The sequence below is a fragment of the Gemmatimonadota bacterium genome (assembly GCA_039715185.1).
GTDB lineage: Bacteria > Gemmatimonadota > Gemmatimonadetes > Longimicrobiales > RSA9 > DATHRK01.
In genome coordinates this window covers 1-11,910 of the sequence record JBDLIA010000096.1, presented here as the reverse complement: position 1 = coordinate 11,910, position 11,910 = coordinate 1, and the positions used below count along the sequence as shown (strand labels likewise).

Below are 11,910 nucleotides of genomic sequence, written 5' to 3'. Positions count from 1 at the left end.
GGTGATCGGCATGGCGCTCTACACGGGCGCCATCGACGCGCGGGCCCTGGCCCGAGAGTTCGGCCGCGACGACGGCGGCCTGGGACCACCACTGGCACCGGACGATGGAGGAGCGGCATGAGCGTCGTCACCCGGCGCACCACGGAGACCGACGTCCGCGTCGAGGCGAGATTCGGCGCAGACGCGGAAGCGAGCATCCAGACCGGCGACGCCTTTCTGGACCACATGCTGGTCACGCTGGGCCGCTACGCCGGGGTGAGCCTCCACGTGCGCGCCACGGGCGACCTGCGCCACCACCTGATCGAGGACGTGGGCATCACGCTGGGCACCGCGCTAGCGCGCGCCCTGCCGGAGGCGTGCCGCCGCTACGCGGACGCGGTGGTGCCCATGGACGACGCCCTCGTGCAGGCCGCGCTGGACGCCGGCGGCCGGCCCTACTACGAAGGCCGCCTGCCGTCGCGCCTGTACGAGCACTTCCTGCGCTCGCTCGCGCACGCCGCCGACTTCACGCTGCACGTGCGCGTGATCCGCGGGCGCGACCGGCACCACATCGTCGAGGCGGCCGTCAAGGCGTTCGGGCTGTGCCTGCGCGAGGCCGCGGGCGAAACCGGCGCGGTGTTCAGCACCAAGGGCCGCGTCGAATTGGAGGTCGAGGACTGATGCTCCTGGATCGCGTCATCGTGTGCCTGGACGTGGACGCCGGCCGCGTCGTGAAGGGCGTCAGGTTTCGGGATCTGCGGGACGTGGGCGACCCCGTCGAGCTGGCGGTGCGCTACGAAGCGGAGGGCGCCGACGAGATCGTGTTCCTGGACGTGTCGGCGTCGGTGGAGGGCCGCAAGGCCATGACCGACGCGATCACCCGCACCGCCGAGCGCTTGTTCATCCCGCTGACCGTGGGCGGGGGCGTGTCGGAGGTCGATGACATCGCGCACCTCCTGCGCGCGGGCGCCGACAAGGTCGCCGTCAACACCGCCGCGGTGCGCCGGCCCCGGCTCCTGGAGGAAGCGGCGGCTCGCTTCGGCAGCCAGTGCGTGGTCGCGAGCATCGACGCCCGCGCCGACGCGCCGGGCGACACCGGGCGCATCGCCTACCGCGTCTTCACCCACGGCGGCCGCGCCCCCTCCGACCTGGAGGCGGTATCGTGGGGCGTGGAGTGCGCCCGGCGCGGCGCCGGCGAGCTGCTGCTCACCGCCATCGACAGGGACGGCACCCGCGAGGGCTTCGACCTGGACCTGACCGGCGAGGTCGCGCGGCGCGTGCCCGTGCCGGTGATCGCGAGCGGGGGGGCCGGCCGGGCCGAGCACTTCCGCGAGGCCTTTCAGGTGGCGCGGGCGAGCGCAGCGCTGGGCGCCGGCATATTCCACGAAGGGCTCACCACGGTGGGCGACGTCAAGCGCGAGCTCGCCGCCGCCGGCGTGCCGGTGCGGACCGCGTGACCAAGGGAGAGGGACCATGACCCACGAACCGGGTTTCGAAGCGCTGCTGGACTTCGCGCTCGACCTGGCGCGCCGCGCCGGGCGACTCACGCTGACGCACTTCCAGACCGGCGTGGCCGTGGACACCAAGGCCGACGGCACCCCCGTGACCGAGGCGGACCGGGGCGCGGAGCGCCTGATGCGCGGGCGGATCGAGGCGCGCTTCCCGCGCCACGGCGTCGTGGGCGAGGAGTTCGGGGAGACCAACCCGGGCGCCGCGCGGCGCTGGATCCTGGATCCCATCGACGGCACCAGGTCGTTCGCCCGCGGGGTGCCCCTGTACGGCGTGCTGGTGGCGCTGGAGGAAGACGGCGAGGCTGCGCTCGGCGTCCTGCACTTCCCCGCGCTGGGCGAAGAGACGGTGTACGCGGCGCGTGGCGCTGGCTGCTGGTGGAACGGCCGGCGCTGCTCGGTCTCGGACGTGTCCGACCTCGCCGACGCTCTCGTGCTGACCACCGACGCCCGCCCCGCCGCCGAGGCCCCCAGGCGCGCGGGCTGGGAGCGCCTGCGCGACGAGGCCGGCGTGGCCCGCACCTGGGGCGACTGTTACGGCCACGCGCTGGTGGCGACGGGGCGCGCCGAGGTCATGGTGGACCCCCTGGCCAGCGCCTGGGACGCCGCCGCGCTGCGGCCGTGCGTGGAGGAGGCGGGCGGAGTATTCGGAGACTGGGCGGGACGGGCCACCCACCTGGGAGGCTCGGCCGTCTCGACCAACGCAGCGCTGGCCGGGCTCGCGCGCGCACGGCTGGGGGTGGAGCAATGAACGCCGACCCGCGCGGCGCGGCGCGGCTGGCGGGCGGATCCCGGCTGGGCGCTCCGGCCGATCTGGACGCGTTGAATTTCGCCAAGGGCGGGGGCCTCGTGCCCCTCATCGCCCAGGACGCCGACAGCGGCGAGGTGCTGATGCTCGGCTACGCGAACCGGGAGGCGCTGGAGCGCACCCTGGCCGAGGGGCGCGTCTGGTTCCATTCGCGCAGCCGCGACCGCCTCTGGATGAAGGGCGAGACCAGCGGCAACGAGTTGCGCCTGGTCGCCGCGCACGCGGACTGCGACGGCGACGCCGTGCTGGCGCTGGTGCGCCCCGCGGGGGCCGCGTGCCACACCGGCGCGCGCTCGTGCTTCGGGGGGACGCCGGTGCTCCTGGGGCTGGCCGACACGCTCCGCGCCCGCGCGCGCGACCTACCGGAGGGCAGCTACACGACCCGGCTCCTGGCGGACGCCAACCTGCGGCTCAAGAAGCTGGGCGAGGAGGCCGCGGAGCTGGTCGCCGCGCTGGCGCTCGGCGACGCCGAATCGGTCCGCTCGGAGGCCGCCGACCTGCTCTACCACGTGCTCGTCGCCGGCCTCGCGGGCGGCGTGCAGCCGGAAGAACTGCTGGCAGAGCTGCGCGCGCGCCGCTAGCGGCGGCGCTTCGCGACCAGGCGGTAGGCCAACAGCAGGATGATCGAGCCGAGTATCGCCAGCATCAGCGACCAAACGTTGAACCCGGTGATGCCGCCGTAGCCCATGCGCGTGCCGATGAAGCCGCCGATCACGGCGCCTATGATGCCGATCAGGATCGTGACCAGGCACCCCCCCGGGTCCTTGCCCGGCATGATGAGCTTGGCCAGCCCTCCGGCGACGAGTCCGAAGACGATCCAGGTGAGTATGTTCATGTTTAACAGGTCGTTGCGGTGTGAGTCGATCCTCCCCCGACCCTACGGCGCCTCGCCCCGGGAAGTGTCGCCCGCGCTCATACCGTGAACTGACCGACGCTTCCCTGCAGCTGCTCCGCCGCGGCCAGGAGCTGGCCGCTGGCCGCCCCCAACTGCTCGCTCGCGGCCGCCTGCTGCTGCGCCGCGACGCTCACCTCCTCGGCCGAGGCGGCGTGGTGCTCGGCTGTCGCGCCGACGCCGTTGAGCGTCTGCGCGAGCTGCTCCAGGTCGCGCCGGTTCGCGTCGGCCACTTCGGACACCGCGGCCGCGGCCTCGCCCACCTCGCCCACCGCGCCCAGGATGTCCTCGAACGCGGACTCGGCCGAGCGCGAGACCTCCTCGACGCCCACCACGCGGCGCGCCCCTTCTCCCATCGACGCGACCACCTCGCCGACCTTGTCGCGCACGCCGGCCACCGACTCCGAGACCGCGTCGGCTTCGCGCGCGCTGCGGTCGGCGAGCCCGCGCACCTCTTCGGCGACCACGGCGAACCCGCGCCCGTGCTCTCCCGCGCGTGCCGCCTCGATGGCCGCGTTCAACGCGAGCAGGTTGGTCTGCTGGGCGATGCCCTGGATGGACTCGACGAACTCGGTGATCCGCTCCGACGCGGACTCCAACTCGGACACGCGCTCGGCGGTCGCGCCCACGGCCTCCCTCAGCTCCAGCAGCACGCGCGTCGCGTGCGCCACGTCACTGCGCCGGCTCTCGGCCAGCTCGCCGATCCGCTCCCCCAATTCGGCGGCGCGCCGGGAGCGCTCGGTGAGCGTGTCCGCGCCGCCCTCGATGCCGCCCAGCGAGTCCAGCGCGCTGCGCAGGCCCGCCACCTGCTCGCCCGCGCCGGCGCTTATCTCGCCCATCGCCGAAGAGATCTCGGCGTTGGAGGACGCCACCTGCTGGGCGATCGTGGCGACGTCGCCCGAGGATGCGCGAATCTGATCGGCCGTGGACACGGTGGACCCCACCATGTCCCGGATGCGGTTGGCCATGCCGTCGAAGGCGCGCGCCAGCACGCGCAGCTCGCCGGGCATGCGACCCTCCGCGCGCGCCGTCATGTCGCCCTCGCCCAGCCTGCTCGCGGTGGTCGAGAGTCGCCCGAGCGGTGCCTGCACCGAGCGAATGGTGAACTGAATCAGCAGCACACCGATGACCACCAGAACCGCCATGAAGGCGAGCATGCCGCCCTGGCGATCGTCCGCCGCGTCGGTCAGCGACTGCGCGGTGGCACGCACTTCCTCGGCCTGCTCGGCGGCCAGGCTCATGAGCTCGGAGTCCAGGTCGGCGATGAGGGGGCGCGCCGGAGCCAGCGACTCGACGGCCTCTCCCACGCGCCCCAGATCGGTGAGCGCGTGCGCCAGCGCGTACTGCACCTCCAGATGGGAGTGCAGGCTCTCGATGCGCGCCAGCCGTTTCTTCTGATCGTCGGTCGTGGCTGCCAGGCGCTGGTAGGAAGAGCGCGTCCTGTGCGCCTGCGAGCCCAGCGCCGTGAAATCGCGCTGGGTTTCCGGGCTGGGCCGGACGAGATAGCGCTCGCCCTGCCCGATCTGCTTGTGGACCGCCACCGAGAGTTGCGTCGTGGCCCGCCCCGCGGCCTGGATCTCGTCGATCCCGTCGCGTACCTCGTCCACGAGTTGCTCCACCGACGACACGCCCTGTAGGGCGACCAGCACGGCACCCAGCACTAGCGCGGTGAACGCCACGTAGAGGCGCCCCTCGATGGTCCCCAGAAGGGTGAAGAATCGATTCATTTGGACAGCAGCCAGGCCAGCGATCCCGGGGAGGGAGCGACAGCATCATAGGCGGCCGGCGGCGTGGGCGTCAACGCCAACGTACTGGCGACCCACGGACGCCGCCGAATATCTTGGCCGGGTGAACCAGGAACCCGACCGGACACCCGACCGCCTCATCGACCGAGCCCGCCGCGAGGCCGCCATCCAGGCGCTGAGCCAGGGCTTCGCCGACGACCGCCTGAGCCTGGAGGAGTTCGAGGCCCGGGTGGAGCTGGCGATCAAGGCGCGCACCGAGGACGACCTGGGCCGCCTCCTGGCGGATCTGCCGGCGCCGCTGCCCGCGCCGGTGGCCACGCCCCAACCCCTCGCGACCACCCGCCCCACGTCCGCGCGCACCCGCCCCGCGAACCCGGAGCGAGACGAGCGCCGTCAGTACGTCGTGGCGATCCTGAGCGGCGCCACCCGCAAGGGCGAGTGGGAGCCCTCCAGGCACCTGTTCGCCTACGCCTTCTGGGGTGGCGCCGAGTTGGACTTCCGCGAGGCCGCGCTCGCGCCCGGCGTAACCAACGTGACCGCCATCGGCATCATGGGAGGCGTGGACATCATCGTCCCGCCGGGGGTGGCCGTGGACGTGGAGGGCTTCGCGCTGATGGGCGGCATCGACCAGGTGCACGAGCGCGGCGCCGGCGACGACCCGGACGCGCCGCGCATTCGCGTGCAGGGCTTCGCCCTGATGGGAGGCGTGGACGTCAGCGTGCGTCAGGCGGGGGAGTCCAAGCGCCAAGCGGCGCGGCGCAGGCGCGCCTCCAGGAAATCCCTGAGGCGCGGGTCTTGATGGCACGGGCGCTGTGGCGGGGCCAGGTCCTGGCGGAGAGCGACGCGCCGGAGGAGCTCGAGGGCAGCCTCTACTTCCCACCCGAGTCGGTGCGCTGGGAGCACCTGCGCGAAACCACCCGGGAGACGACGTGCCCGTGGAAGGGGACCGCGCGCCTCTACGACGTGGTCGTCGAGGGCGGGGTCAACCCGCTGGCCGCCTGGGTCTACCCCTCACCAACGGCACGGGCGAAGCACATCGGGGGTCACCTCGCGTTCTGGAAGGGCGTGGACGTCGAGCGCTAGACCGACCTCCGCCCGGGCCCCTCAGCCGCAATATTCGGTCAGCGCGCGGGTGATCTTCTCGGCCACGACCGGATAGGGCCGCCCCTCGATCTCGGCCCGCGACAGCATCCAGAGCGTCTCCCCCCCGCGTACGATGGCCACGGCAGGTGAGGACGGGGGGTGCGGCGCGAAGTACTCCCTGGCACGCGCGGTGGCGTCCGTGTCCTGGCCCGCGAATACGGTCGTCGCGACGCCGGGAGCCGGGCCGCGCGCGAGTGCGTCGCGAACCGCGGGACGCATGATGCCGGCCGCGCACCCGCACATGGAGTTCACCGCCACCAGCAGCGTCTCCGGCTCCGCGAACGCCGCGTCCACCTGCTCCGGCGTCACCAGCTCCCGCAAGCCCATCGCCCGCATTTCCTCGCGCACGGGCCGCGCCCTCAGATCCGTCAAAGACATCGCTTCCCCTTCCCGTCCCTTCCGCTACGGGGGTCCTTCGGCAAGTATAACGGCTCACGCGAGCCGGGCGACCACGATGGCCGCGGGTCGTCCGAAGGGATACACTACCCGCGCGCGGCGTGATTCATCCGCGCCCGCGACACCCACGGGAGTTCGTTTGGCCACGGTCGCACCCCCACACGAAGAAGAGGCTCTGGGCAGGGCCTACGACGCGCGCCTGATGCGGCGCCTGCTGTCCTACGTGCGCCCGCACCTGGGCAAGGTGACGCTCGCCGTGGCCATGCTCGTCGTTGGCGCCGCGCTGGAGCTGGTCGGACCCTGGCTCACCAAGGTCGCGCTGGATCAGGCCATCCCGCAGGGTGATACGCGCCTGCTCGGCCTGCTGGCGCTCGCCTTCGCGGGCACCCTGCTGGGGGGCTTCGCGCTCGCGTTCGCCCAGACGCTGCTGACCACGTGGCTCGGCCAGAGCGTCATGTACGACCTGCGCAAGCAGCTCTTCGGGCACCTCCAGCGCCTGCACGTGGCGTTCTTCGACCGCAACCCCGTGGGGCGCCTGATCACCCGCGTGACCAACGACGTGGAGGTGCTGAACGAGTTGTTCGCGAGCGGCATCGTCACGGTGTTCGGCGATGTCTTCACGCTGCTCTTCATCGTCCTCGTCATGCTGGCGCTGGACTGGCGGCTCGCGCTGGTGACGTTCCTGGTGTTGCCGTTCGTGTTCCTGGCGGCGTTCCTGTTTCGCTCGCGCATCAGGGCCGCCTACCGGCAGATCAGGGTCCGCCTGGCGCGCCTGAACGCCTACCTGCAGGAGCGCCTCACGGGCATAGAGGTTCTGCACCTGTTCGGCCAGGAAGAGAAGGCCGCCGAGCGCTTCCGGGAGATAGACCGCGACTACCTGAGCGCCCACCTCCGGTCCATCACCTACTACGCGCTGTTCTTCCCGATCATCCAGGTGCTCACCGCGGTGGCCATCGCGCTGATCCTGAGCTACGGCGGCGTGCGCATACTGGACGGCGCGCTCACGGTCGGGGTGCTCGCGGCCTTCCTGCAGTACGCCGCGCGCTTCTTCCGGCCCATCCAGGACCTGTCGGAGAAGTACAACATGCTGCAGGGGGCGATGGCGTCCTCGGAGCGCATCTTCACGCTGCTGGACACCGAGCCGGGCGTGGCGGACCCGGCGCGGCCGCGCGCGCTGCCGCTGCCGGCGCGCGGCGAAATCGAGTTCCGCGGCGTGTGGTTCGCGTACGGGAAGAGGCCCGGAGAAGCCACGGAGGACGACGCAGGCGTCCCCGAGCAGGAGTGGGACTGGGTGCTGCGCGACGTGAGCTTCCGCGTCGCGCCGGGCGAGCGGGTCGCGGTGGTGGGGCACACGGGCGCGGGCAAAACCACGCTCATCAGCCTGCTGATGCGCTTCTACGAGCCGCAGCGCGGCGAGATCCTCTTCGACGGCGTGCCCATCAGGGACGTGTCGCTGGAGGACCTACGGGGGCGCATCGGGCTGGTCCTGCAGGACATCTTCCTGTTCAGCCAGGACGTCCGCTACAACATCGCGCTGGGCCGCGAGGACCTGGACGAGGACTCGGTGCGCGCGGCGATCGAGCGGGTGGGGGCCGACGCCCTCGTGGACCGTCTGCCCCGTGGCCTGGCGCAGCCGCTGGCCGAACGGGGCGCGTCGCTGTCGGTGGGGGAGCGCCAGCTGCTGTCCTTCGCGCGCGCGCTCGCCTTCGACCCGGTGGTGCTGGTCCTGGACGAGGCCACCAGCTCGGTCGACTCGGAACTCGAGGCGCGCATCGAGACGGCGCTCGAGGAGTTGCTGCGCGGCCGCACCTCGCTCGTGATCGCGCACCGCCTGTCGACCATCCAGAGCGCCGACCGGATCCTGGTCTTCCACCACGGCGCGCTGTGCGAATCGGGCAGCCACGCGGAGCTGCTGGAGGCCGGCGGGCTGTACGCGCGCCTGTACGAGCTGCAGTTCACGGCGGCCGCGTGAGGATCGTCGCGTGCGTGAGATCCGAGGAGCTGCGCGAGCTCACCGAGCGGGCGGCCGAGCTGCTGAGCGCGCGGCTGGAGCACCAGGACCTGGACGACGGCGCGCCGGTGCGCGCGGGCCGGCGCTCCGACATCGTCCTGATCGAAGCCCGCGACGCCGGCGACGCGGCGCTCGTGGAGGAGGTCAAGCGCGCGTCGGGGGCGGCCATCGTGGTGGCCTGCGACCGCGAACTCGCGGCCGATGAGCGGGTGCTCCTGTACGCCGACGACTGGCTTCCGCGCGCCGCCGACCTGGAGGAGCTGCGGCTGCGGCTGGCCGCAGCGCACCTGCGCAACACGCGCCGCATCCTGCCCGGCCGCGCCATCGACCGGCCCAGCCAGGACGAGCTGCTCTACGACCGCTTCACCGGCTTCCCCACGCTGCCCTTGATCATGCACCGCGCCCGGGAGCTGCTCGCGCAGCAGGGCGAGATCACAATCCTCTACATCAACTTCGTCTGGTACGAGAAGATCGAGGAACTCTACGGCTGGCAGACGCTGGACAAGCTGGTGCAGACCAACGCCGAGGCGCTCCGTCACCACTTCGAGGAGGAGGGGCGCGCAGACCACCTGCTCATGGTCTCGCACACGGGCGACAACAACTTCGTGGTGTTCACGCGGCTGCCCGGCGACGGCGACGAGGCCGAGCGCCGACTCAGCAACCTGTCGCGCCGGCTCGAGGAAGAGATGGTCACGCGCATCGAGGACACCCACGGAGAGGACATCGCCTCCCTGTGCGGCATCTACGTCGGCTCCGCCACGGTTTACGCCAACCCCAAGTTTCGCACCGAGAGGCTCGTCTACCGAGGCCTGCGCGAGGCCGCGGCCGCCGCGCGCAGCGTGGCGGGCCTGGAGCGGAGCCGGAAGGTGGGCGACCTGCGGGCCACCGTGTCCGAGCAGGACATCTACATCGAGTACCACCCCATCGTGCGCGCCGACACGCGCGAGATCTACGGCTACGAGGCGCTCGCCCGCGGCCAGAAGCGCGAGCTCCGCTCGCCCGAGGTGCTGTTCGAGGTGGCCGAGGAGGCCAACCTCGTGTGGGAGCTGAGCAGGGTCGTGCGTGACAGGGCGGTGCGCGGGCTGATCGGCGAGCTGGCCGAGGGCCAGCTGCTCTTCATCAACTGCGACGCCCACGACTTCGCGGACCCCGCTTTCCGCGACGTGGACCCGGCCGACCTGGGCATCGACGATCCGACGCGCATCGTGCTGGAGATCACCGAGCGCACCGCCATCCTGGACTACCCCCGCTTCCGCGACCACCTGGCCGTGTTCCGGAAGAAGGGCTTCAGGGTGGCCGTGGACGACGCCGGCAGCGGCTACGCCGGCCTGGGCTCCATCGCCAACCTGGACCCGGACTTCATCAAGCTGGACATAGGGCTGATCGCCAACATCGACTCGAACCCCAGGAAGCAGAACCTGGTCAGGACGATGGTGGAGTTCGCCGATTCACACGACGCGATGGTCGTGGCCGAGGGCGTGGAGCGGGAAGAGGAGTTCGACACCGTGAAGGGCCTGGGAGTCCACCTCGTGCAGGGCTTCCTGTTCCACGAGCCGGGGGTGGTGGCGCGGCGCTAGTTACGGCCCACTAGTCGCGCGCCTCGAAGCCTTCGTCCGGGATCGGGAAGTCTGGCTCGTAACCGCTCCTCCCCACCAGCGCCTCCGCGGTGTAGCGGTTCTTGGGGTTCCAAAGGACCCACTCGTCTATACCCAGGTCGTACGCCGCCTGGATCTGGGCGCGCACGTGCGCCGGCCCGTAGCGCGGCGGCCCCAGCGTGAAGTCCTGGATCCAGGGGCGTACGGCGGCGGCCCCAGCCACGCCGTCCGCGCGCTCGACCGCCGCCTGGAGCGCGGCACGCATGATCCCGTACGGGTGCGCGTTGGGGCTGTCGAAGCCGTACGACCCGGCGCGGTAGTGGGACGGGTAGATCATGGGCAGGAGGACGTCGCTCGCGGCCTGCATGCGCAGCCAATCCTGGCCGATGCCCAGATCGCCTATTACCGTCGTCGTCAAGCCGAAAACGGCCGCCGTGATGGGCGCCTCCAGGTCCGCGAGCTGCTCGCGCGCGTACTCCATGAAGGCGGTCACGGCGTCCGCCTTGGTGCGCCCCGCGCGCGCCGGGTGGACCGCCAGGTCCAGGCTGCTCAGGGGCGCGTCGGGGAAACGCACGTAGTCCCACTGGATCTCGCTGAAGCCCAGCTCCACGGCTTCGCGCGCCAGCGCGACCGCGTAGTCCCAGACCTCGGCGTTGAAGGCGTCGACCCAGACGTCGCCGTGGTGGTCCACCCAGGGGCTCCCGGCGGAGTCCTGGATCGCCAGGTCCGGCCGCGCGCGCGCCACGATGGGGTCCTTGAATACGACGATGCGGGCGATGGGATAGACGCCGTGGGCGCGCAGCGTGTCCAGCAGCGCGCCGATGTTTCCGACGCGGGGCTCGCGGTCCGCGCCTACGTCCCGCGCGAAGGGCACGCTCGTCCGGTAGCCCGTGTGGCCGGTGGCGTCCTTCACGTCCACCACGAAGGCGTTGATCTCGGTGGTGTCGGCCAGCCCCAGCAGCCCTCCCAGGATCGACGCGGTACCCGCCACCCAGCCGCTCACGTACAGCCCGCGCACGGCCGGCGGCTTGGGCACGCGCTCCCCTGCCGGGACGGCGGGCAGCGCCGGGCGCGGGACCGGGGGCCGCGCGGGAGCGACCGGTTCGGACCACCGCGCCGCCTCCAGGACCGCGGCCGGCAGCGCCCGCAGCGCCACGTGGGTCAGGTCGGCCGGCAGCACCCGCGCGCGCCCATCGAGAGAAGGTCCGATGGGGCCCAGCGTGGCGAACGCACCACCGAACAGCAGGAGTATGGCCCCGGCCTGGACGCCTCCCCGGAGGTCCGGGGGCAGGCGCCGCCAGGCGGCCCGCGCCGCTCGCATCAGCTCAGTAGCGCGGGATCGACGGATCCACGTCCGCCGACCAGGCGTTGATGCCGCCCTGCAGGTTGCGGACGTGTTCGAAGCCGGCGTCCACGAGATCGCGCACGATCCAGCCGCTGCGACCGCCCGTGCGGCAGTACACGACGATGTCGTCGCCCGGGTCGAACTCCGACTTCCAGTCGTAGATGTCGCTCATGGGGCGGAGCACGGCGCCGTGCTCGCTCAGATTGCCGATCTCCCACTCGTTCGACTCGCGGACGTCGAGCAGCACCGGTCGGTCGCCGGCGTCCAGACGCTCCTTGAGCTCGGTCGGTGTGATCTCGGGGATGTCCTGCGGACCGGTACTCATGCCGATTCTACTCCTCCCGTCCCCACCACCCGTTCGCGCGCCGCGCGGGTCGCTCGCGGGACCACTCCCGCGCCCGCCGGCCGCCTATCGCAACTTAACCTACCCCTCGATGAGCGCCAGGATCGCCTCCGCGTTGGCCTCGGCGCCGCCCGTCCGCGTGCGC

At 72.0% G+C, this 11,910-nt stretch carries 13 protein-coding genes; 8 read left to right on the top strand and 5 right to left on the bottom strand.

Features of this window, described 5'->3' with window-relative positions:
- The first annotated feature begins 117 nt into the window (after nt 1–117).
- The 4 genes from ABFS34_13945 to hisIE are packed head-to-tail and all read left to right on the top strand — an operon-like array spanning nt 118 to nt 2,876.
- On the top strand, nt 118–660 hold the full coding sequence (locus ABFS34_13945) for an imidazoleglycerol-phosphate dehydratase (protein MEN8376544.1): 543 nt from the start codon (nt 118–120) through the stop codon (nt 658–660).
- Nucleotides 660–1,436, top strand: coding sequence for an imidazole glycerol phosphate synthase subunit HisF (gene hisF / locus ABFS34_13940; GenBank protein ID MEN8376543.1), 777 nt, complete (start codon nt 660–662; stop codon nt 1,434–1,436). The genes ABFS34_13945 and hisF overlap by 1 nt, the downstream gene beginning before the upstream one ends.
- A 16-nt stretch (nt 1,437–1,452) precedes the next feature.
- Nucleotides 1,453–2,238, top strand: coding sequence for a histidinol-phosphatase (gene hisN, locus ABFS34_13935; protein ID MEN8376542.1), 786 nt, complete (start codon nt 1,453–1,455; stop codon nt 2,236–2,238).
- Complete coding sequence (hisIE, locus tag ABFS34_13930; protein MEN8376541.1) at nt 2,235–2,876, top strand: bifunctional phosphoribosyl-AMP cyclohydrolase/phosphoribosyl-ATP diphosphatase HisIE; 642 nt, start codon at nt 2,235–2,237, stop codon at nt 2,874–2,876. The genes hisN and hisIE overlap by 4 nt, the downstream gene beginning before the upstream one ends.
- On the opposite strand, the gene ABFS34_13925 is transcribed toward hisIE, so the two are convergent.
- The gene (locus tag ABFS34_13925) at nt 2,873–3,130 is read right to left on the bottom strand and encodes a GlsB/YeaQ/YmgE family stress response membrane protein (GenBank protein ID MEN8376540.1); all 258 of its coding nucleotides are present in this window, start codon (nt 3,128–3,130) and stop codon (nt 2,873–2,875) included. The genes hisIE and ABFS34_13925 overlap by 4 nt on opposite strands.
- Before the next feature lie 77 nt (nt 3,131–3,207).
- On the bottom strand, nt 3,208–4,914 hold the full coding sequence (locus ABFS34_13920) for a methyl-accepting chemotaxis protein (protein MEN8376539.1): 1,707 nt from the start codon (nt 4,912–4,914) through the stop codon (nt 3,208–3,210).
- 121 nt (nt 4,915–5,035) lie between these two features.
- On the opposite strand from ABFS34_13920, the gene ABFS34_13915 reads away from it, so the two are divergent.
- Both ABFS34_13915 and ABFS34_13910 read left to right on the top strand, forming a co-directional pair.
- Nucleotides 5,036–5,731 (top strand): DUF1707 domain-containing protein, encoded by a 696-nt coding sequence (locus ABFS34_13915; protein ID MEN8376538.1) that lies wholly within the window; start codon nt 5,036–5,038, stop codon nt 5,729–5,731.
- On the top strand, nt 5,731–6,015 hold the full coding sequence (locus ABFS34_13910) for a DUF427 domain-containing protein (GenBank protein MEN8376537.1): 285 nt from the start codon (nt 5,731–5,733) through the stop codon (nt 6,013–6,015). Before ABFS34_13915 ends, ABFS34_13910 begins: the two co-directional genes overlap by 1 nt.
- 21 nt (nt 6,016–6,036) lie before the next feature.
- Here ABFS34_13910 and ABFS34_13905 read toward each other — a convergent pair whose 3' ends face one another.
- Nucleotides 6,037–6,453 carry a BrxA/BrxB family bacilliredoxin gene (locus ABFS34_13905; GenBank protein ID MEN8376536.1) on the bottom strand — a complete coding sequence of 139 codons (417 nt, stop codon included), beginning with the start codon at nt 6,451–6,453 and terminating at the stop codon, nt 6,037–6,039.
- A gap of 157 nt (nt 6,454–6,610) precedes the next feature.
- Between ABFS34_13905 and ABFS34_13900 the strand changes: the two genes are divergently transcribed.
- Nucleotides 6,611–8,443, top strand: coding sequence for an ABC transporter ATP-binding protein (locus ABFS34_13900; protein MEN8376535.1), 1,833 nt, complete (start codon nt 6,611–6,613; stop codon nt 8,441–8,443).
- Entirely contained in the window at nt 8,440–10,059 is a 1,620-nt protein-coding gene (locus ABFS34_13895; GenBank protein MEN8376534.1) for an EAL domain-containing protein, read from the top strand. The genes ABFS34_13900 and ABFS34_13895 overlap by 4 nt, the downstream gene beginning before the upstream one ends.
- A 10-nt stretch (nt 10,060–10,069) precedes the next feature.
- Here the strand turns inward: ABFS34_13895 and ABFS34_13890 are convergent, their stop codons facing one another.
- Complete coding sequence (locus ABFS34_13890; GenBank protein ID MEN8376533.1) at nt 10,070–11,398, bottom strand: putative glycoside hydrolase; 1,329 nt, start codon at nt 11,396–11,398, stop codon at nt 10,070–10,072.
- Nucleotides 11,399–11,402: 4 nt separating this feature from the next.
- Entirely contained in the window at nt 11,403–11,747 is a 345-nt protein-coding gene (locus ABFS34_13885; protein ID MEN8376532.1) for a rhodanese-like domain-containing protein, read from the bottom strand.
- Nucleotides 11,748–11,910: the final 163 nt, after the last annotated feature.